This window comes from Paenibacillus mobilis, assembly GCF_058267595.1.
On sequence record NZ_JBZCMS010000013.1, the window covers coordinates 18,562 to 38,305 of the forward strand.

At 49.6% G+C, this 19,744-nt stretch carries 21 protein-coding genes and 1 other RNA gene; 13 read left to right on the plus strand and 9 right to left on the minus strand.

Annotated features, from left to right (window positions below):
* Nucleotides 1-110: 110 nt before the first annotated feature.
* The 3 genes from pepF to AC3ZPD_RS19595 all read right to left on the minus strand — a co-directional run bounded on the left by pepF (nt 111) and on the right by AC3ZPD_RS19595 (nt 2,576).
* Entirely contained in the window at nt 111-1,901 is a 1,791-nt protein-coding gene (pepF, locus tag AC3ZPD_RS19585) for an oligoendopeptidase F (protein WP_490985964.1), read from the minus strand.
* Between the two features lie 225 nt (nt 1,902-2,126).
* Nucleotides 2,127-2,297, minus strand: a complete 171-nt coding sequence (locus AC3ZPD_RS19590; protein WP_490985965.1) for a hypothetical protein — start codon at nt 2,295-2,297, stop codon at nt 2,127-2,129.
* Between the two features lie 45 nt (nt 2,298-2,342).
* A complete protein-coding gene (locus tag AC3ZPD_RS19595) occupies nt 2,343-2,576 on the minus strand; it encodes a hypothetical protein (protein ID WP_490985966.1) in 234 nt (77 codons plus the stop codon).
* A gap of 246 nt (nt 2,577-2,822) precedes the next feature.
* Here AC3ZPD_RS19595 and AC3ZPD_RS19600 point away from each other — a divergent pair, with 246 nt between their 5' ends.
* The 4 genes from AC3ZPD_RS19600 (at nt 2,823) to pfkA (ending at nt 5,885) form a co-directional block, all read left to right on the plus strand.
* A complete protein-coding gene (locus AC3ZPD_RS19600; RefSeq protein WP_068694440.1) occupies nt 2,823-3,020 on the plus strand; it encodes a cold shock domain-containing protein in 198 nt (65 codons plus the stop codon).
* A 277-nt stretch (nt 3,021-3,297) separates the two neighbouring features.
* A complete protein-coding gene (locus tag AC3ZPD_RS19605) occupies nt 3,298-3,618 on the plus strand; it encodes a hypothetical protein (protein ID WP_490985967.1) in 321 nt (106 codons plus the stop codon).
* A gap of 86 nt (nt 3,619-3,704) precedes the next feature.
* The gene (locus AC3ZPD_RS19610) at nt 3,705-4,784 is read left to right on the plus strand and encodes a tetraprenyl-beta-curcumene synthase family protein (RefSeq protein WP_490985968.1); all 1,080 of its coding nucleotides are present in this window, start codon (nt 3,705-3,707) and stop codon (nt 4,782-4,784) included.
* A 129-nt stretch (nt 4,785-4,913) separates the two neighbouring features.
* Nucleotides 4,914-5,885: a 6-phosphofructokinase gene (pfkA, locus tag AC3ZPD_RS19615; protein WP_490985969.1), complete on the plus strand. Its 972-nt coding sequence runs from the start codon at nt 4,914-4,916 to the stop codon at nt 5,883-5,885.
* Nucleotides 5,886-5,935: 50 nt separating this feature from the next.
* On the opposite strand, the gene AC3ZPD_RS19620 is transcribed toward pfkA, so the two are convergent.
* The 3 genes from AC3ZPD_RS19620 to AC3ZPD_RS19630 all read right to left on the minus strand — a co-directional run bounded on the left by AC3ZPD_RS19620 (nt 5,936) and on the right by AC3ZPD_RS19630 (nt 8,720).
* On the minus strand, nt 5,936-7,297 hold the full coding sequence (locus tag AC3ZPD_RS19620; RefSeq protein ID WP_490985970.1) for an MATE family efflux transporter: 1,362 nt from the start codon (nt 7,295-7,297) through the stop codon (nt 5,936-5,938).
* Nucleotides 7,298-7,498: 201 nt separating this feature from the next.
* Nucleotides 7,499-7,693: a hypothetical protein gene (locus tag AC3ZPD_RS19625; RefSeq protein WP_490985971.1), complete on the minus strand. Its 195-nt coding sequence runs from the start codon at nt 7,691-7,693 to the stop codon at nt 7,499-7,501.
* Nucleotides 7,694-7,898: 205 nt separating this feature from the next.
* Nucleotides 7,899-8,720, minus strand: a complete 822-nt coding sequence (locus tag AC3ZPD_RS19630) for a YitT family protein (protein WP_490985972.1) — start codon at nt 8,718-8,720, stop codon at nt 7,899-7,901.
* Between the two features lie 304 nt (nt 8,721-9,024).
* Here AC3ZPD_RS19630 and cshA point away from each other — a divergent pair, with 304 nt between their 5' ends.
* The 4 genes from cshA (at nt 9,025) to AC3ZPD_RS19650 (ending at nt 12,504) form a co-directional block, all read left to right on the plus strand.
* Nucleotides 9,025-10,599, plus strand: a complete 1,575-nt coding sequence (cshA, locus tag AC3ZPD_RS19635; protein ID WP_490985973.1) for a degradosome RNA helicase CshA — start codon at nt 9,025-9,027, stop codon at nt 10,597-10,599.
* Nucleotides 10,600-10,865: 266 nt separating this feature from the next.
* The gene (locus AC3ZPD_RS19640) at nt 10,866-11,714 is read left to right on the plus strand and encodes a YesL family protein (RefSeq protein WP_490985974.1); all 849 of its coding nucleotides are present in this window, start codon (nt 10,866-10,868) and stop codon (nt 11,712-11,714) included.
* An 84-nt stretch (nt 11,715-11,798) separates the two neighbouring features.
* Nucleotides 11,799-11,988, plus strand: a non-coding RNA gene (ssrS, locus tag AC3ZPD_RS19645) — 6S RNA.
* Nucleotides 11,989-12,111: 123 nt separating this feature from the next.
* Complete coding sequence (locus tag AC3ZPD_RS19650) at nt 12,112-12,504, plus strand: DUF1499 domain-containing protein (RefSeq protein WP_490985975.1); 393 nt, start codon at nt 12,112-12,114, stop codon at nt 12,502-12,504.
* 82 nt (nt 12,505-12,586) lie between these two features.
* Here the strand turns inward: AC3ZPD_RS19650 and tpx are convergent, their stop codons facing one another.
* Complete coding sequence (gene tpx, locus AC3ZPD_RS19655) at nt 12,587-13,105, minus strand: thiol peroxidase (protein WP_490985976.1); 519 nt, start codon at nt 13,103-13,105, stop codon at nt 12,587-12,589.
* 156 nt (nt 13,106-13,261) lie between these two features.
* Here tpx and AC3ZPD_RS19660 point away from each other — a divergent pair, with 156 nt between their 5' ends.
* Together AC3ZPD_RS19660 and gltC are read left to right on the plus strand one after the other, a co-directional pair.
* Nucleotides 13,262-13,882, plus strand: a complete 621-nt coding sequence (locus AC3ZPD_RS19660; RefSeq protein ID WP_490985977.1) for a rhomboid family intramembrane serine protease — start codon at nt 13,262-13,264, stop codon at nt 13,880-13,882.
* A gap of 51 nt (nt 13,883-13,933) precedes the next feature.
* Entirely contained in the window at nt 13,934-14,827 is an 894-nt protein-coding gene (gltC, locus tag AC3ZPD_RS19665; protein ID WP_490985978.1) for a glutamate biosynthesis transcriptional regulator GltC, read from the plus strand.
* 76 nt (nt 14,828-14,903) lie between these two features.
* On the opposite strand, the gene AC3ZPD_RS19670 is transcribed toward gltC, so the two are convergent.
* Together AC3ZPD_RS19670 and AC3ZPD_RS19675 are read right to left on the minus strand one after the other, a co-directional pair.
* Nucleotides 14,904-15,587: a zinc metallopeptidase gene (locus AC3ZPD_RS19670; RefSeq protein WP_490985979.1), complete on the minus strand. Its 684-nt coding sequence runs from the start codon at nt 15,585-15,587 to the stop codon at nt 14,904-14,906.
* Nucleotides 15,588-15,619: 32 nt separating this feature from the next.
* Complete coding sequence (locus tag AC3ZPD_RS19675) at nt 15,620-16,048, minus strand: MerR family transcriptional regulator (protein ID WP_490986046.1); 429 nt, start codon at nt 16,046-16,048, stop codon at nt 15,620-15,622.
* Between the two features lie 416 nt (nt 16,049-16,464).
* Between AC3ZPD_RS19675 and AC3ZPD_RS19680 the strand changes: the two genes are divergently transcribed.
* Genes AC3ZPD_RS19680 through AC3ZPD_RS19690 form a run of 3 tightly spaced genes read left to right on the plus strand, consistent with a single transcriptional unit; the run spans nt 16,465 to nt 19,716 of the window.
* The gene (locus tag AC3ZPD_RS19680) at nt 16,465-17,856 is read left to right on the plus strand and encodes an ammonium transporter (RefSeq protein ID WP_490985980.1); all 1,392 of its coding nucleotides are present in this window, start codon (nt 16,465-16,467) and stop codon (nt 17,854-17,856) included.
* 52 nt (nt 17,857-17,908) lie between these two features.
* Nucleotides 17,909-18,985 (plus strand): DUF294 nucleotidyltransferase-like domain-containing protein, encoded by a 1,077-nt coding sequence (locus AC3ZPD_RS19685; RefSeq protein ID WP_490985981.1) that lies wholly within the window; start codon nt 17,909-17,911, stop codon nt 18,983-18,985.
* Nucleotides 18,982-19,716 (plus strand): exonuclease domain-containing protein, encoded by a 735-nt coding sequence (locus tag AC3ZPD_RS19690; protein ID WP_490985982.1) that lies wholly within the window; start codon nt 18,982-18,984, stop codon nt 19,714-19,716. Before AC3ZPD_RS19685 ends, AC3ZPD_RS19690 begins: the two co-directional genes overlap by 4 nt.
* Nucleotides 19,717-19,744 lie beyond the last annotated feature (28 nt).

Below are 19,744 nucleotides of genomic sequence, written 5' to 3' on the forward strand. Positions count from 1 at the left end.
TGACTGCGGATAACCGCTCTTTCATGCGGTTTACAGCCTCTTTTAAAAAGTATAAAATCCCTTACCCTGACGGGCAAGGGATTTATTTACTTAAGGCTCCCGGCGAGCTTTTATTTGGTCAGCTGCTCCATTTGCGAAATCACGTCTTCAAATACGCTCATGGCATCGCGCACCGGCTGCGGCGTGGACATGTCTACGCCGGCTTTTTTCAGGATGTTGATGGAATAATCGCTGCCGCCGCTCTTCAGGAAACCGAGGTAGCGGTCGACCGCAGGCTGTCCTTCATTGAGGATCTGCTTCGAGAAACTGGTGGCCGCGGAGAATCCGGTAGCGTATTTGTACACGTAAAAGCTTGTGTAGAAATGGGGAATACGCGCCCATTCCATTTCAATGTCTTTATCCACGACCATATCTTCGCCGTGATATTTTTTGTTCAGGTCGTAATAAATGGCGGACAGCTCTTGCGGCGTCATCGCCACGCCGGCCTCTGCGCGTTCGTGAACGATTTTCTCGAATTCGGCAAACATCGTTTGACGGAAAACAGTAGTCCGGAACTGATCTGCGTAATAAGTGAGCAGGTACAGCTTCTGCTTCGGATTGTCCGCATGCTTCAGCAAATAATCCATCAGCAGCGCTTCGTTGGTAGTGGAAGCCACCTCGGCCAGGAAAATCGTATACTGCGCATCGCGGTAAGGCAGCGCTTCGTCCGAGAAATACGAATGCAGTGCATGGCCCATTTCGTGGGCGAGCGTAAACATGCTGTTCAGGTTGTCGTTATGGTTGAGCAGCACATAAGGGTGTGTGCCGTATGCCCCCCAGCTGTAAGCGCCGGTCCGCTTGCCTTCATTTTCATAAACGTCAATCCAGCGGTTGCTGAAACCGTCCTGCAGCTTTTGAACATAGTTGTCGCCAAGCGGTTTAAGCCCTTCGAGGCAAAGCTTTTTCGCTTCTTCGTAAGGAATATCCCATTTGTATTCTTCCACCAGCGGCGCAAACAGGTCGTACATATGCAGCTCGTCGACACCCAGCAGCTTTTTGCGCAGCTTCATGTAACGGTGCAGAAGCGGAAGGCTTTCATGGATCGTGCCGATCAGGTTGTCATAAACGTCCTTCGGAATATTGTCGCCATACAGGTACATTTCCCGGACGGAAGGGTATTTGCGGGCTTTTGCATAAAACATGTTTTTCTTGACGTTGGCGCTGAGAGTGGCCGCAAGCGTATTTTTTTGCTTGGCATAGGTTTCATACACGGCTTTAAACGCATTGCGGCGGACTTCGCGGTCCGGGCTTTCCAGGAACTGAATATAGCTGCCGTGCGTCAGTTCGACTTCTTTGCCTTCCTCGTTTTTAATTTTCGGGAATTTCATGTCCGCGTTGTTGAGCATGCCAAAAATATTTTGCGGAGCCTGGGACAAATTGCCGACCTGGGCCATCAGCGCTTCTTCGGCTTTGGAAAGCACATGGGCTTTTTCGCGTTTGATTTCAGTCAGGGTAAAACGGTACGCTTCAAGCTCTTTGCTGTCGATCAGCTTGTCGAGCTCCGCTTCAGGCAGCGATAAAATTTCCGGCGTGACGAAAGAAAGAGCTTCGCTGACCTCTACGCTCAGCTTTTTCGCTTTCTCCAGCAGCGCCTGATATGTAGGGTCGGCGGTGTCCTCGTCGTGGTGCAGATTGGCATACACATAAAGCCGCTCCGTCGCCAGGCCGAGACGGTCTTCAAGCTCGAAGATCGCTTTGATCTGCGGGGCGCTGTCCAGCTTGCCCTCGAATTCAGCCACTTTTTTCAAATCGTTCTTCAATTCTTCATAAGATTGGTCCCAAGCCTTCTGGTCGGGGAAAATATCCGTCAAATTCCAGGTATTCTCTGCTGCTACTTCTGAACGTTTAGGCAATGTACTCACGTTTGGTGCCCTCCTTGAAAGAATATATGAAGACCTGTCCTCGCTGACGGCTTTTTTAGCGGAGCCCGCCTCCGCAGGAACTGCCGCCGTCGTCAACAGACAGCAGGCAAGCAGAAGGGGAACGGCTTTCGCTTTATTCATGACCAGAGCCTACTTTCATTTTTGGCTTCTAGTATGCTCCCCTTTGGAGACGATTATTTGGGGCTTCCGTTAAAACCGCGGATTTCAGGGAAAAAAACTGTAGATGATGAGGATGAAAGCAATGACCACCATGATGACGGAAAAAAGCGCGAGGCCGCGCTTGAGTTTGGCGGGGATGTTGTTTTTACTCAGCAGCACAACCAGCGCCATCGCAAATGCCGCAATCACAAAAACGGTAATATCGGAGGATTTCATAGCGATTTATTCTTGCTCCTTCAGCTTATATTAGGTTTTGCCGTTTCAGACTTCCTGAAAAGCCTTCATAAGGTCTTCCCATTCCTGTTCGCGGCCTTCGAAGTCCGCTTTGGGAAAACGCTGCTCCACCCAGTTCATCATGGCGGGACGGCTTAGAAACGTATGGCTTTCCTCGCCCCATTGGTCGGAAATTTCGCGCAGGATCAGCGTTTTGCCCTGAACCTCGACCGTCATCATGTTCCATTTGTCTTTTTTATAAATCTCATGCTTTTTGATCATCTTGCGGGTTCTCCATTTCTTTGATCCTAGAATAAGGATTTTCTTAAGGAAATCTTTAGTGAAAATCATACCCCAGCGCCTGCCGGAAAGCAAATAAATCAAGGGAGAATGCGGCTTTTCGCTTGTTTTGATCCGCTCCTCAAGCCGCCAAGCAAGCGCTTTAAATCGTTCATTGCATTATGCTGGGGGATGGAGTATAATACAGTTATTCGTCCACGATGACGATATTTTTAGGAGGTTGTTCACTTGAAAGGTACAGTTAAATGGTTCAACGCAGAAAAAGGCTACGGCTTCATTCAAGTTGAAGGTGGCGAAGACGTATTCGTACACTTCTCGGCTATCCAAGGCGACGGATTCAAAACTTTGGACGAAGGTCAAGAAGTTGAATTCGAAATTACTGAAGGCAACCGTGGCCCTCAAGCCGCTAACGTAATCAAATTATAAGAAAGCCTCCGCGGTTAGCGGATAACTTATAAAGTTTAGGTTTCGGCACATGATAAGGCACAGCTCCTTGGAGCTGTGCCTTTTTTGCCGTTACTGGAACTTATAGAGATCCTTTTCGGCTGGACATACATAAGTTTTCTTGGGCCCGTAGCGCAATAGCGCGGCCTTCAGGAGAAAGTCCCGTTTTGTCGGGGGATTTTCACCTTTTTAACAGGCAAATCGCTCACGTCTCTTGTATAATGGTAGATATCACGACCTATGGGGGCGGGAGCGAAGCATGGGAACCTATGAGTTTGTTTGGGACGAAAGGCTGGGAATCAGGCTGCCTGATTTCAATCAGCCGTTTGAGGATTACGCGTATAACGAGCAAGCCGAGATCGTAGCCAAATGGGAAGAAATCAGAGGGAGAATTCCCTCGCGGGTATTTGAACTGGAGCGAGTGATCGAACAAAAGCTGCATGATCTGGGGATGGAGGACAGCTTTGAATCCTCCTGCGAAATCAACCGGGAGATAGCCGAGCTGGCCAGCATAATTAACGACCTTCATATTTGGTACAGGGTGTCGGAGGACGTCCCCTCCAATAAGATTCATTTGTGATATAGTTAATTTGTAGAAATTTATGGGGCATATTATAATTAGGATTGTTTTGTTACGGTATTCGACAACGTTGTGGAGGCAAGCCATTGATAGAACTCAACGATAGCCGCCATCGGGTGCCCGGGAATCCGCTCCGTCTGATGAGCCGGGTGTACAAATTCATATTGCCAACCGTCAAGACGGAGTTGAACCGCATCAGACAGCATGCTTCTATAATTCCCGATCCAGAACTGCGCAGACAGGCTTTGGCCAGTATCCAGACCAAAGAATTCCATTGCCAGGGCGGCAGCGTATATGCAGCGGCCAATCTGCCGCAGAGGCATGTGCTGATTCCGCTGATTGTAGCTTTCCAGACGATCAGCGATTACCTGGACAACCTTTGCGACCGCAGCACGTCCATGGATGCCGACGACTTTCGCCTGATTCACCAGTCCATGCTAGATGCCGTTGTTCCAGACCGGGAGAAGGCGGATTATTATGCGCTCCGCACCGAAAAGGAAGACGGGGGTTATCTGAACGGGCTGGTCGATCAATGCAGGACATGCATCCGGAAGCTGCCGGGATATGCGGCTGCACAGCCTTATCTTGTAGATCTGGTTGGTTTATATATTGATTTGCAAGTATACAAACATATCAAACCGGAATTGCGCGAACCCGCGCTGCTGGCCTGGAGACAGAAACACCGGGAACGGGCGCCCCATCTGCATTGGAATGAATTTGCGGCGGCTACCGGCTCAACGCTGGGCATGTTTATGCTGTTTCTGGCGGCCTGCGATCCCAAGCTGAACGATGGGACGGCGGCAACGGTTCACAAGGCGTATTTTCCGCATGTTTGCGGCCTTCATATTATGCTCGATTATTTGATCGACCAAGCGGAGGATCAACTGGGCGGGGATTTGAACTTTTGCAGTTATTACGATAGCGACAGCGAAACGCTGAACCGGATTGAGATGATCGCGGCATCGGCCAGACAGGATATTAAGGTTCTTCCGGTTTCTTCCTTTCACCGGATGATAATAGAAGGGCTGCTGGCGCTTTATCTTTCCGATCCGAAAGTGGGCGAGCACGCCGACATCAAGGAAGCATCCCGGAGGCTGATGCGAAGAAGCCCGCTTACCAGGCTGTTCTTTTTCGCCAACAGCAGGTGGATCCGAAAGTTTCTCTAGCTTTCCGGCTTCCGCATTAAGCTTGAGATTTGCTGCAGCGGGAAGCATTTCTTTCGAACGCATAACAGCTCGCCCCCCGGGCATGGCGGACGGAAGATTAGGTTTATTTCATTTGAGGAGGAAAACGAAATGTCAGCAGTAAAAAAAATTGCAATTTTAACGAGTGGTGGCGATTCCCAGGGGATGAACGCGGCGGTCCGCGCCGTTGTCCGCAGCGCTATTTATTACGGAATTGAGGTATATGGGGTACAGCGCGGTTATCAGGGCCTGCTGAACAACGATATTTTCTCCATGGATATCCGCAGCGTCGGCGACATCATTCAACGCGGGGGAACAATTCTCCAATCCGCACGCTGCCTTGAATTTAAAACGCTGGAAGGACAGCAGAAGGGGGCTGCTATCCTGCGGGAACGCGGTATTGACGGTCTTGTCGTCGTCGGCGGCGACGGGTCCTACCAAGGGGCTGCCAAACTGAGCGCGCTCGGCATTAAAACGATGGGCCTTCCGGGCACCATCGACAACGATATTTCTTTTACCGATTATACGATCGGTTTTGATACGGCCGTGAATGTCGTTGTAGACGCCATCAATAAATTGCGGGACACGATGTCCTCACATGAACGCTCCTCCGTTGTTGAGGTTATGGGCCGTCACTGCGGCGATATTGCTTTGCATGCGGGTCTTGCTTCCGGAGCGGAAACGATCCTGATTCCCGAGGTTCCTTACGATCTGAACGAGGTTGCTGACCGGATGAAGCAAAACTTCGAGCACGGGAAGAGACACAGCATCGTGATCGTGGCAGAAGGCGTAGGACGCGGCGAAGACGTAGCGGACGCGCTTAAAGAGCGTTATCCGAGCATCGATCCCCGCGTAACGGTTCTTGGGCATATCCAGCGCGGGGGATCTCCGACGCCGTTTGACCGCAACCTGGCCAGCCGCCTCGGCGACTTTGCCGTCCGCAAGCTGATCGAAGGAGATTCCAACAAGGCCTGCGGCGTGATCAACGGTCAGCTGGTGGCTACCGAAATCGAGAAAGTCGTTCATACGAAAAAAGAATTTAACACGGAGCTTTATGAATTGGCGCAGCGTCTGTCCCAATAAATAAAGCAAAAGCCGCAATCCGGGCGTTAGTCCCGGCTGCGGCTTTTTTGTTATTTTTCAGGCAGAACCTGCAGCATTTTTCGCTCCACCTTGCCTAAACGCAGCAGCAGCGCTGCCGCGGCAATGGCGAGGCCTGTTATTAACCCGACCCAGTAGCCGTAAGGGCCCAGCTGGGTATAGGCAGCCAGAACAAATCCGAGCGGCAGCGCGACGGCCCAATAGGACAGCAGGGTAATCCAAAACGCCGAATTGACGTCCTTGTATCCCCGCAGAACCCCTTGAACCGGAGTGGCGATCGCGTCGGAAATCTGAAAAAAGATCGCATAGATCAGAAAATGCTTGGCCATGGCGATCACGGCAGAGTCATTGGAATAAAGCTCGGCCACACGCTGCCGGATCAGCATCAGCACAGCAGCAGTGACAAGCGAAAGCAAAGCGGCGGTCGTAACGCCGATCCGGCCGTACAGTTTAGCGTCCTTCAGCCGGGAAGCGCCGGTTTCGTAACCGACCAGGATCGTCAGCGCCGAACAGATGCTTAAAGGAATCATATAAAGGGTTGAGGCGAAGTTCATGGCCGATTGGTGGGCCGCGATCGTAATCGTGTCAAACCGGCTCATGAGCAGGGTTACCGCAGCAAAGACGGCTGTTTCGAAAAAGATCGCAAAACCGATCGGCACCCCGATTTTGAGCTGTTCTTTCCATTTGGCCAAAGAAATCCGGTGCCAGCTTCTAAGCAGGTTGTATTCCCGGAATACCGGAGTTTGCCGGACGATGAGCAAAGCCAATAAAAAGATACACCAATAAGTGAAAGCCGAAGCTATGCCGGAACCGATGCCGCCCATTTTGGGAAAACCCAATTTCCCGAAGATCAGCACATAGTTGGCCGCCACATTAATCGGCAGGGAAACCAGGGTGACCAGCATGGAAATCCGGGTTTGGCCCATGGCGTCCATACACGACCTGAGCACGACATAACCGAACAGCGGCAAAACTCCGGTACCCATAGCCGTCAAAAAGTAAAAAGCGACATGGTGAACCTTGGGAGCTAGGCCCATTCCGTTCAAAATAGGGGAGATCAGCAGCGCGCCGGCGCCGATCACCACCAGCCCGATGACGACGGCGAGCATCAGGCCCTGCATGACTTGATAGGCGACCTTTTCCCGGCTGCCTTCGCCGATCAAGTGGGAGATTACCGGAGTCATGGCCATCAAAATACCGCTTAATCCGGTCTGGACGGGAAGCCACAGGCTAGAGCCGACGGCTGCACCCGCCAAATCGGCCGGGCTTGCGTGTCCGGACATCATCGTATCAAAGAAAGTCATCAGAGACATCGTGACCTGGGTTACCAGAATGGGGATCAGAATCCGAAGAAACAACCCGTTTTTTTGTTTTAGCGTCGTTGTAGGTTTCATAAGACTTTCCGAAGCTCCGATCCGTAAAAGGTTAACATGGCATGTGAATTTTATTGTAGAGGATTTAATCCGATTTGAACAGGGGAAAGAGGCCAGCTCCCCCTGAAGCGGAATACTTCGGTCGGATGGACCCAACAAAGCAGGCCGAATAACGATTAAAAAGCCGCCCCCGTACGGAAGCGGCCTCTAAACTTAAAGCTCTTAGTGAAGCAGACTTGAATTTTGATGTTCGCAAATGCTGTACTGCATAATCTCCATTGCATCTTCTTGTTCCAGCATTTTAAAACCGTCCCTCAGCATAATCATGGAGTCAAGTTCCTTCTGATTGAAGAACGGCAGCATGTCGGGAAACCACTTTATGACGATTTGTTCCAGTTTGACCGTTTCCATTTCCACAACAACCACTCCTTCTCCCTTGGAATCATTCGTTTAATAACAAACAGAATCATTCAAGATCATCGGAAAAGCAAAGTCTGTGAAATAAGGGACAGAACAAAGCACAACTCATAAAAAGGTGAAGAACCGGCGCACGTTCATTGTAACATACTTCAAGAATAAAATCAGGGGGTCATCCACCTGTCTTGCGGGAGCAGCACGTTCGTCATCTTCGGCGGAACGAGCCCATGACGCCCACTGTTTCCACAATATTTACGAAAGCCGCAGGGTCTGTTGACTTTATTATTTCACGAAGTTCGGCAAGTTCATACATGGTAGTGACTGTCATCAGCATATCTTTTTCTTTGTGTGAAAAAGCGCCCTCCGTTTTGATCAGCGTCACGCCGCGGGGATGGGTCAATAATCTATCCAGCATCCGCTGGGATTCGTTGGTGATGATGTAGACCGTAATTTTGATATGGCCCACGTGGATAAAATCAAGCACTTTGCCCGTAATGTAAAGCGACAGGATGGAAGCCAAAACCAGGTTCCAATTCTGGTTGATGTAACCCATGGCCAGGATGACCAGGGCATTCAGCCCAACAAGAACGTTCCCGATCGGGAAATCGCGGTAACGGGTAACAATGGAACCGAGAATGTCAAACCCGCCGGAGGATCCGCCCACCCGGAAGGAAATGCCGCTGCCCAAGCCGACCAGCACGCCTCCGAATACGGCGGCAAGAATATTGTCGGAGGCCAGGCCTTTATTCGGAATAAGGGTCAGAAACCACGTAACGCAAACAACGGACAAAATGCTGAGCAGGATAAACCGTCTGCCGAGCAGAAAGAGGCCCGCTATAAGAAGCGGGATATTAAAAGCGAAATATAACAAGCTCAAATTAATCGGCGTTATGTAATTGACCAGCATGGACAGTCCGGATACCCCGCCGCTCAGCAGCTGATGCGGAACGAGGAATAAATTGAATCCGGCTGCAATCAATGCGGCGCCGATAATGACTACTAAACCGTTTCTTATTTCTTTAAGCAAACCTTTCACCTCATCAAATAAAATTACCTTTTTAGAGCAACTGGTGTTTTGTGAATGTTTTGTGATATACTATTAAAGATATTCTTGAGTAGGTAGTGATTTCCATCTACGCAATAAATGACCGGAAGCACATGTTTCATATGAAACCGTGCCGTTTAGATATGTTTAAGATCGTCCTGCGTTGAAATTGGTTTGTACGTGAAAATTTTTAGGATTGTTGGGACAGTCTATAAACGTTTACCGCTACTTAAGAATAACGTCAAGATTGTGGAGTTGTCCACCATATAGAAGGAGTTTGAACCTATTGAGCACATTTACAGAATTCGGCCTTGAGCCAAAGGTACTTCAAGCCATTACCGAATTGGGTTTTGAAGAAGCGACGCCCATTCAAGCCAAATCCATTCCGTTCGCTATGGAAGGCAGAGATTTGATCGGTCAGGCACAAACGGGTACAGGCAAGACGGCAGCATTTGGTCTTCCTTTGATCAACAAAATTCCAAGGGAAGAGGAACGCATCGTTGCTTTGATTATGGCACCTACGCGCGAGCTTGCAATCCAGGTAGCCGAAGAGATCGGCAAATTGTCCCGTTTTAAAGGAATCCGTTCCTTGCCGATTTACGGCGGGCAGGATATCTCCCGTCAGATCCGCGCTCTGAAGAAGAAACCGCAAATTATTATCGGTACGCCAGGCCGTTTGCTGGACCATATTAACCGCAAAACCATCAAGCTGGACGACGTGCAAACCGTTATCTTGGATGAAGCGGATGAAATGTTGGACATGGGTTTCATGGAAGACATTCAGGCGATCCTGAAAATGGTTCCAGATGAGCGCCAAACAATGTTATTCTCTGCTACAATGCCTCCTAATATCCAGAAGCTGGCACAGCAATTTTTGAAAAATCCCGAGCATGTTTCCGTTATTCCTAAACAAGTCAGCGCTCCTTTGATCGATCAAGCTTACATTGAAGTGAACGAACGCCAGAAATTTGATGCTTTGTCCCGATTGCTGGATATGGAATCTCCTGAACTGGCCATCGTCTTCGGCCGTACGAAACGCCGGGTTGACGAGCTAGCTGAAGCCCTGCAGAAACGCGGTTACTCTGCAGACGGCCTTCATGGCGATTTGTCCCAGAACCAGCGCGACACCGTAATGCGCAAATTCCGTGACGGCAGCATCGACGTGCTGGTAGCTACAGACGTTGCGGCCCGCGGTCTCGACGTTTCCGGCGTAACGCATGTCGTTAACTTTGACCTGCCGCAGGATCCGGAAAGCTACGTGCACCGTATCGGCCGTACAGGCCGTGCGGGTAAAGAGGGAGCTGCTTATTCCTTCGTTACGCCACGTGAGATTGATCATCTGCATTTCATTGAACGTGTAACGCGTCACCGCATTCCGCGCAAACCTTTGCCAAGCATTGCGGAAGCGATTGAAGGCAAACAGCGGATTACGGCTGAACGTTTGATCGATATCGTGGAGAGCGGAGAGCTGAACGAATACAAGGGTATTGCGATTCAGCTTCTGGAGCAATACGATTCCGTGAACCTGCTTGCAGCAGCGATCAAACTCGTAACCGGCGGCGACAAAAACGAAAGCGCCCATATCGAGTTGACTCCTGAAGAACCGATTCGCGTAAAACGCCGCAAACCGGATATCAGATCCAGCGGACGTAAACCATCCGGCTACGGCAACCGCAGCGGCAACAGCGGCTCATACAGACGCGATAACCGTGAAGGCGGACGCGGCTTCGGCAGCGGCAAGGGCGGATACGGCAACAAAGAAGGCGGCAACCGCGATCACAATCGTTCGTCTTCTTACGACCGTAAACCTCGTCCGAGCGGCGAACGCCGTCCATACAACCGCAGCGAAGAGAACAATTAATCTCAGCTGTCTCAGGCTGAAACGGCGATACGAACAAGGCAGTGCCGGAGGGCATTGCCTTGTTTTTTATTTGCGGTGAAACCCTTTTGGGACTCTTTTTGGACGACCTTAAGGAACGCCGTTATAGTTCGGCTGGCTTTTTTGTGAGAATAGCCAAAATTTTAAACGGGGCAGCTAATTTACCGCGTGTTAAACTGGATTGCTATACCCGAATAAGGTATAGTTAAAGTAGAGACAGTTGACGAAGGACGAGGGGGAGGACTTACTTGGAATTTAGAGGGGTTATGGGCGGTTTATACCGCATTACGGAATGGATTATGAGGATCGCAGGCAGCAACCTGCTGTGGCTGGTATGTTCTTCGCCGTTTTTATTTTTCCTGCTGACCAAATATTTGATGATCGTGCACGGTCTGGAAAATGACGTCACATCCGTATACGCCATGGCAATCTTGGCACCGTTTACATTATTTCCGGCCACTGCGGCGTTGTTCACGGTCGTGCGCAAATGGGTGATGGGAGAGGCGGATGTCAGCGTTACCCGTACTTTTTTTAGAGGATACAAAGAGAATTACAAGCAAAGCATGGTTGGCGGCATTTTTTATACCCTGCTTTTTGTAGTGATGATTGTCGATTACAGAGTTTACATGATGAGAATGCAGAACCTACAGATCGTTGGCATTATTATGCTGGTCCTGCTGATTATTCTGATGGTTTCGTTGTTTAACTTTTTCTCGATGGTGGCCCACTACCATTTGAAGACGACGACCATGCTGAAAAATGCGGTGCTTTTGACGATCATTCGTCCTTTCCGCTCTTTCTCAACGCTTGCGGGAGCTGCGGTGCTGCTGTTCCTGACCGCCAAGTTTACTTGGCTGATCATTTTCGGGACGGCCTCGCTTCTGGCTTGGCTGGCTTTCCTGAACTTCTTTGCCACATACACTAAAATGCAGGCGCAGATTGCCAAAATGAACGAAGCTGCAGAGGCCAAAAAAGCTGAGGAAACCTTAGAGATGGGGCCTGAAAGCGAAGAACCGACATCGGGTCCTGAGGCTGAAGAGAAAGTGAAGGATAGCGAATCGCCGGAAGATCCGGATAAGAACCCTAAGTCTATTTAATCCAAGATGGATTTGGAGAATTTTTCAAGCGGGGGACCCCGGTCGGTTGGTTTACTTTTGCCGGGGCTGGCACTATAATGAATATACATCCTGCGATGTGCGTTGCGGTTATTTGTTGTTTTGAACCAATGACAATGTCTCGGGAGACTTACATGTCCAAGCGGCTGAAATGCCCTATCTATATGATTAGGGGAATTCATAAACTTGGCTGCGGTCACCCACCTGCTGAGCAGGTTCACGGACACTGTAACCGGACGGCATATGCGGGACTCCAACCGTTCATTATAGCGCCAATCCGCCGTAAGGCAGATTAGGTGCTTTTTATTTTTGCGGATGATACAATAGGCAGGAACAGGAAAATAATTCATTTGTCGGACTGACGGAGGAGGAAACAGGTTTGTCGTTAAAAAGAACGTTAACCGGATTGTTCCGCAGCGTTGAAGGGACGAGCGACCGCGCAAAGGTGCCTGAGCTGAAAACACGATATTATCAACTTTCAAAAGATAAATTATGGGATGAAGTAAGCTCCACGCTGAAGAAAGTACCCGGTTACAAGGTTGTTCACGAGGTGCCTTCGGTCGGGGAGATTTTGCTGGAGAAAAGAACGGCTTTCGGCCGGATCATGGATATTACGGTTTCCTTGGTCGGAACTGGACCTACGCGCAGCGCGGTCGATATTTATTCGGCTACCCGGGGTTCTTTAGGGGATTTGGGCGCTAACTACCGGAATATTCAGGGGTTGTTCAGCATATTAGATAAGAAGCTGAGCAGATACAAAACAACGGCATAATTAAACTAATAAAAGCGAGACCGAATGCCGGCGCTCGCTTTTATTGTTCTTGCGGGACGATCGCCCGCGGATAGGCTGTGTCTTACAGAAGTTCTTTGACAGCGGCAATCGCTTTGTCATAGTCCGGATGTTCGGACATTTCGCTCAAATATTCGACATAGCGGATGGTATTGTCGGCATCGAGAACAAAGATGGAACGGTGATCAAGCTGGAATTCTTTGATCAATACGCCGTAAGCTTCGCCAAAGGATTTAAACTTGTAGTCGGATAAAGTAACGACGCGGTCAATGCCGGCCGCACCGCACCAGCGGGCTTGCGCAAATGGAAGATCGACGCTGACGGTCAGCACGGCTACCTGATCGCCGAGATCATGGCCTTCCTGGTTAAAACGGCGGGTCTGCGCGTCGCAAACACCGGTATCCAGAGAAGGAACGACGCTGATCAGCTTGATTTTTCCGTCAAAATCCTTCAAGGAAACTTCTTCGACCAGACTTTTGCTGAGCGTGAAATCCGGGGCCTTGTCGCCGACTTTGAGCTCAGGACCTACAAGGGTGATAGGATTGCCTTTAAAAGTAGCAGCATTTGTACGTTCTTGTGCCATTTCATTTTCCTCCTTTGGGATCGGTTTGCGAAACACCATCAAAAGCTGGAACGCCAAGGTCTTTCGTTGGTATTTCATGCCAAAATCCATTATAATCGTTTTGAAAAGCGCTTGTCCAATAAAATGAGAACAGTCTTGATTAAAGGAAGGTAAAGCATGATATTTATTCGTTATGAGAACTGGAGAAGTTATCTGAAATTTTATCCGGTTACCTCGATTATTCTGGTGATTAATCTGGTCATGTACTGCGTCCTGTTAGTTAACGGCGGAGCCGGCAACACGGAAACGCTGTTCCGGTTTGGAGCCGTCGCTTCCGAACTGCCATACAGCCAGGACTGGTGGAGGTACGTGACCGCTATTTTTCTTCATTTAAGCTTCTCGCATCTTCTGTTTAACTGTTTCGCCATCCTGGTGTTTGCGCCTCCGCTTGAACGTTTGCTGGGCTGGTGGCGTTATGCGTTGGTTTATCTGATCAGCGGGGTGCTGGGAAATGCGTTAAGCATGGCCTTGTACCGGCATGCGATGGAGTATACGTTGTCTGTAGGCGCCTCAGGCGCAATCTATGGCGTCTATGGGGCGTTTTTATACATTGCCCTATTGCAGCGTCACATTATGGATGAGGGCTCAAGAAAAACCCTTTATGCGCTGTTGATGGTAGGCATCATCTTTTCCTTTGCCATGACGAGCACAAACTGGATGGCCCATTTGGGCGGGCTGATCGGAGGATTTTTTGCCTACGGTCTTTTGATCCGGATTTCCAAGCGTAACAAAACCTAGTTCTTCACACAAAGGCAAGGCATAGCAATTCGAAATGGAGCGAACAACCAAGTGGAACTTAGACAATTGCAGTATTTTGTAAAGGTTGCGGGCAAGGAGCATGTCACGCAGGCAGCGGAGGAGCTTCATGTCGCCCAATCCGCGGTGAGCAGGCAGATTCATCAGCTGGAGAAGGAGCTCGGCGTGGAGCTTTTCAAACAGAAGGGGCGGAATCTCCAGCTGACGGCTGTCGGACAGCTTTTTTGCAGCCGAATCGAATCCGTTCTTAAAGATCTGGACCGGGCCGTTGCGGAGGTACATGAGTTTTTGGACCCTGAGCAGGGGGAAATCCGTCTGGGGTTCCCGCACAGTCTAGGCGTGCATATGCTGCCGATCATTATTGCGGAATTCAAGAAACTTTATCCAAACGTCAAATTCCGGTTCAAACAAGGGATGTACACCAGCTTGATCAGGGATGTGACGGAATCCGAGGTAGATTTGGCTTTTATTTCGCCTTTTCCGGATCATCATGAACAGGTGGCTGGCGATGTGGTGCTTACGGAAGAATTGTTTGCAATCCTGCCTCCCGGTCATCCGCTTGCCGGAGAACAGGAAATCATGCTTCAGCAGCTAAAAGATGACAAGTTTATTTTGTTCAGCAAAGGTTATTCGCTTCGTCCGATTGTGCTCCATGCCTGCCTGGAGGCCGGTTTTACGCCGAAAATTGCATTCGAAGGCGAAGAAACGGATACGATACGGGGGTTGGTGGCGGCCGGAATGGGAGTCAGCCTTCTTCCGGAGATGGCTGCTTTTCATACTGGGAATCTGAGTCCGGCAAGGGTGAAGATCTCTTCGCCCAAAGTTACGCGTACAATTGGCCTTATTTATCGTTCGGATGACAAACTTCCGCTTGTAGCCCAGTCCTTCAGAACTTTTTTGCTGGAGCATTTTAATGTTAAATGTTAGGGCCATTCAATCCTGAAAAATAAAAATTCCCGCAAGGCGTTGGCCTGCGGGAATTTTTATTTATTACACCCAACCGTTAGTCGCGGTTGCTGTTTGTAAACATCAGGATGTAGCGGAGCAGCTCGAGTACGGAGATCAGGGCGGCGGCCACATAAGTTAATGCGGCTGCATTCAACACTTTTCCGACGCTTTTGGATTCGCTGTGCGTGACATAACCCTGTTCCAGCATGATTTTGCGGGCTCTGTTGCTGGCATTAAACTCTACCGGCAGCGTAATGACCTGGAAAGCAACCGCTACGGAGAAAAAGATGATACCAAGGCCCAGCAAGTTGAAGGCATTGAACAAAATACCGGCAATCAGCAGGAAAGGCGCAACGCCGGAAGCAAAATTCACGACCGGGAAAATGCGGTGTCTCAGCACCAGCATCGGGTAATGAACCTTATGCTGGATCGCATGGCCCACCTCGTGGCAAGCTACCGAAACGGCTGAGATAGAACGTTCGTAATATACGGGCTCCGACAAGCGCACAACGCGATGGATCGGATCATAATGGTCGGTCAGGCTGCCGCGTACAGGCTCGATCGGCACATCGTAAAGCCCGTTGGCGTCCAGCATGCGGCGGGCGGCTTCCTGGCCCGTCATGCCGCTGTAATTGGGAACCTGGGTGTATTTGTTAAACGTTCCCTTTACCCTGAATTGGGCCCAGAGGGAGAAGATGAACGCAATGATGATCAGAATGTACATACCGTCAAAATACATTTGTCATACCTCCGTAAAATGAAATGTGCTGATCAAGTGAAAGGTCCATGATTCATCAATAAACGGAGAGCTTCAATACAAGCCAGGCTGGAAGGCATGATATGCGTATAAACCTTGCTGGCCTGCCCCGGCTTCATCTGCGAAATCAAGGGCTCAAGCTCCTTGACTTCCCGTTCCAGCTGCTGCAGGTGAAGCTCAAGCGAGGTCAGCTTTTCCGATACCTGCTCTTCGCTGATTCCCGTTAATTCATCGAGTCTGGCCCGAATCTCCTCCAGCGTATATTTTTCCTGTTTCCACTGATTAATACGTTCAAGGCGGTTTAAGGTTTCAAGACTGTATAGACGATAGTTTTTGTGCGTTCTTGTTTCCGGAGAAATCAATCCGAGTTTTGTATAATAATCGATAGTTCTTTCGCTGACGCCCGCGGCTTTGGCCAGTTCCCCGATCCGGTACAATTTTATAGTCCCAATGGTATCACTCCCTGTCCTAACCGTTCTAATAATATATATTTATTTACACAAAGTTATAATACAGGATATTAAAGTATACAGTCAAACGTTATGCTTTGCCCCTGCTTAATCGCCCCTATATAGCGCTGCTCCCAGCCCTCAGAACTTTCGCGCGGTTGATATGTATTTATAACAGCTTTCAACGGCTGCATCTATGTTGATCTATCCGGTCAAGCTACAATTTCGGTATTGAAGCTGAAATAAGAATGTCATCCTCAATACCTAACATGAAATGTTAGTTAATTGAAAAAACAAAGGTTTTTTTCAGGAAAATAAAAAAATGTTGTTGTCAAGTTGGCGGGTTATTGATTATAATCGCTTTAACATAATAAACATGTAAAGAAACATGACATTAAGGAGAGGGTTATATGAGGAAGAAGTGGTTGTTAAGCTTGCTGACTTTCGGTTCACTATTTGCAGTTCCGGTCTCCGCGTTTGCAGCAGACGACGTGACTGCACCAGCTGTGCAAATCGGTTTGAATTCCTTGTTTGTGTTTCTGGCTTTTGTGCTCGTATTTTTCATGCAGGCCGGCTTCGCGCTTCTTGAGGCAGGTTCCGTACGAATGAAAAACGCCGGTCACGTGGCGGGGAAAACGGTCCTGACAGTGGGGATTGCCGTCATTGCATTCTGGGCTCTTGGTTTTGGCTTCGGCTTCGGCAACGGGAACGGATTTTTTGGTTACGAAGGTTTCTTCTTCGGAGGAAACGCGGACACTCCTTCTTTTGATGCATTGTCTGCGGCCGGAGTGCCGATGGTAATCATGTTTCTGTTTCAATTTTCATTTGCTGCGGTATCCTTGGCCATCGCCTGCGGCGGTATGGCGGAACGCGCCAAGCTAAGCGTATATATTATCTTCGGACTTTTGTTTATGATCATTATATATCCAATCATTGCTCACTGGGTATGGGGCGGAGGTTGGCTGGCTGAAATGGGCATGCAGGACTATGCGGGTTCCGCGGTAGTTCACTTGACGGGTGCGACTGCGGCGCTGGCTGCGACCTTCCTGCTGAAACCGCGCCTTGGCAAATATAATAAAGACGGCAAACCAAACAGCATTCCGGGGCATAACCAAGTGCTCTCCGTTCTTGGCGTAATCATTTTGTGGGTGGGCTGGTTCGGTTTTAACCCGGGCAGCGGACTTTCCGCGATGAACGACGGATTTTTTGGATATGTAGCCTTGACGACTAACCTGGCTGCTGCCGCAGGCGGCGTTGCCGCGCTGCTGGTCTCCTGGGCGGTGTTTGGCAAAGCCGACATCCCAAGCATGCTGAACGGCGTACTTGCAGCCCTCGTAGCGATTACCGGTTCTTGCGCATTCGTTGAACCATGGGCGGCGATCGTAATCGGGGTTGTAGCCGGCGTGTTGACGTTCTTTACAGCTCAATGGTTTGAAAAAGCAGGGCTGGATGATCCCGTTTACGCATTCTCCGTACACGGTATCGCAGGTATGTGGGGAGCCTTGTCCACTGGTTTCTTTGCAACAGGCGACCTTGCTGAAACGGTTGGCGTAGGGCAAGCCGGCTTGTTCTATGGCGGTGGCTTCCATCAGCTCGGCGTTCAAGCGCTTGGCATGATTGGAACGTTCGTATTCGTACTTGTGCTTTCCTTCATTATTCTGGGGATCATGAAAGGCGTTTCCGGCCTTCGTGTGACGGAAGAAGAAGAAACAATGGGTCTGGATATCAGCGAACACGGAACTTACGGTTATCCGGAGCAAATGGGTTTGCTGAACAATTCCGGCAGAGATATCAGCAAATAATCTCATTCTGATCGGGTAATATCAGTTTGATTAGAGAGAGGAAGTGTTCCGTATGAAAGAATCTGCTTTAAACCCTGTTAATTTTTCGAGTATTCAATCTGCGGAGACTTCCAAAGAACTTCGTTTGGCGCGATGGACGGAGGAGAACAAGCTGCTTCAGCTGTTCTCTTCCGCACCTGTTGAAGAGTGGAACGAATGGGTCAACCGTCTGCAGGATGAGGTGATGGCCAAAACCATCGGCATCTGTGAACGGAATTTGGCGGAGGCAGGTGCGGGAGATCCTCCCGTCCCCTTCGCTTTTGTTCTTTTTGGAAGCGGGGGCCGTAAAGAGCAAACTCCCTGGAGCGATCAGGATAACGGCTTGATTTATGCCGATGGCGGCGGAGCCGAAGCGCAGCTTTATTTTGAACGGTTCGGTCTGGCATTGGCGGAACTGCTGGAAGAAGTCGGGTACCCGCCGTGCAAAGGCAAAGTGATGGTTTCCAACCCGATGTGGAGATTAAGTTTGAGCGAATGGCATCGTCAGCTGGCTTCTTGGCGGGAAGAGCTCCGCTGGGAAGATGTGCGATATTTAACGATAGCCTCCGACCTGCGTTATATTGCCGGCGATCAGGAGCTTGCGGATGAATGGCGCAACGATTTTATGCAGCTGATGGGACGGGATGAAGAGCTTGAGGCAGCGCTGCTTGGAAATACCGTCAGGCATAAAGCCGCCATAAACATTCTGGGACAGGTGATTACCGAAAGGTTTGGCGAGCATGCCGGCGAGTTTGACGTCAAATACGGCTTGTACATTCCTTTGGTCAATGGCATTCGCTGCATAGCTTTATATTATGGAATCAACGAAACTTCTACCTGGGAGCGGATTTCAAAGCTTCACGAGCTGGAGGCCTTTCCAAGGCCTTGGCTGGATGCGCTGCGCAGGGCTTTTGCCAAATCGCTGAAATTCAGGTCGCTGACCAACAATCATACGGAAGACGGGGTTTTGCAGGGAGATTCTTATTTAACGAAAGAAACGCTTAAGCAGAAGGATGTATCCCGAGAGCTGAGGGAAAGTTTATATACGGTCCGTCAGCTGTACCGGATGCTTCAAAGACAGCATCGTTTTGCGGAAAGGAGGCTTCCATGAAAGAGGCGGAACGAAACCACGGTTTATGGAATGCCATTAAAAATAGAACTTTGCCCTCCGCAATCGCATCAAAATTCGGCACCGAAAGCGCTCAGCAGATTGCTTTTCTAAGATCGCTGAATAAGGGTCTCCGCAGACCCGAAACGCTCCATGTTCAGCTCAAAGAATTGAAGACCGCTGTATTTGACCTGGAAACGACAGGGTTTCATCCCAAGCAAGGGGATGAAATCCTGTCGTTTGGTGCCGTTAAGGTAGAGGGCGTTAAGGTTCAGCAGGAGGAAGTTCACCATGTCATTGCCAAAACCTCAAAACCGGTTCCGAAGGAAATCGTTGAATTGACGGGTATTACCCAGGAAATGAGCGATGATGCTCCGCCGCTCGTCGAAGCTTTGCACGGATTTATGAGTTTTGTAGATGATCGGGTGTTGATTGCGCACTGCAGCGGTCATGATAAGGCTTTTTTGGATATGGCGCTTTGGAAAACCTCTAAGATTCATCTCAGCCACCGGGTTTTGGATACGATGATGATCGCCCAGCGGTTGCATTCGGACAGCCATCGAGTCGGCCTGGATGATTGGCTGAATTGGTACGGCATTCCGATTACCCGCCGGCATCACGCGCTGGAAGACGCCAAAATGACGGCCAATCTGTGGACGGCTTTGATCGATCAGTTAAGGGAGAGGGGCGTCTTTACGCTGGGCGACCTTTATGTTTTCTTAAGCCATTCCTAAAAACTTTGATCTATCACTTGTTTTTTAG

Coding starts and splice junctions, on each gene's coding strand:
- AC3ZPD_RS19605 (WP_490985967.1), top strand. CDS start 3,298: ATGGGAACCTATGAGTTTGTTTGGGACGAAAGGCTGGGAATCAGGCTG.
- pfkA (WP_490985969.1), top strand. CDS start 4,914: ATGTCAGCAGTAAAAAAAATTGCAATTTTAACGAGTGGTGGCGATTCC.
- AC3ZPD_RS19595 (WP_490985966.1), bottom strand. CDS start 2,576: ATGATCAAAAAGCATGAGATTTATAAAAAAGACAAATGGAACATGATG.
- AC3ZPD_RS19590 (WP_490985965.1), bottom strand. CDS start 2,297: ATGAAATCCTCCGATATTACCGTTTTTGTGATTGCGGCATTTGCGATG.
- AC3ZPD_RS19660 (WP_490985977.1), top strand. CDS start 13,262: ATGATATTTATTCGTTATGAGAACTGGAGAAGTTATCTGAAATTTTAT.
- AC3ZPD_RS19680 (WP_490985980.1), top strand. CDS start 16,465: ATGAGGAAGAAGTGGTTGTTAAGCTTGCTGACTTTCGGTTCACTATTT.
- AC3ZPD_RS19620 (WP_490985970.1), bottom strand. CDS start 7,297: ATGAAACCTACAACGACGCTAAAACAAAAAAACGGGTTGTTTCTTCGG.
- tpx (WP_490985976.1), bottom strand. CDS start 13,105: ATGGCACAAGAACGTACAAATGCTGCTACTTTTAAAGGCAATCCTATC.
- AC3ZPD_RS19670 (WP_490985979.1), bottom strand. CDS start 15,587: ATGTATTTTGACGGTATGTACATTCTGATCATCATTGCGTTCATCTTC.
- AC3ZPD_RS19690 (WP_490985982.1), top strand. CDS start 18,982: ATGAAAGAGGCGGAACGAAACCACGGTTTATGGAATGCCATTAAAAAT.
- AC3ZPD_RS19685 (WP_490985981.1), top strand. CDS start 17,909: ATGAAAGAATCTGCTTTAAACCCTGTTAATTTTTCGAGTATTCAATCT.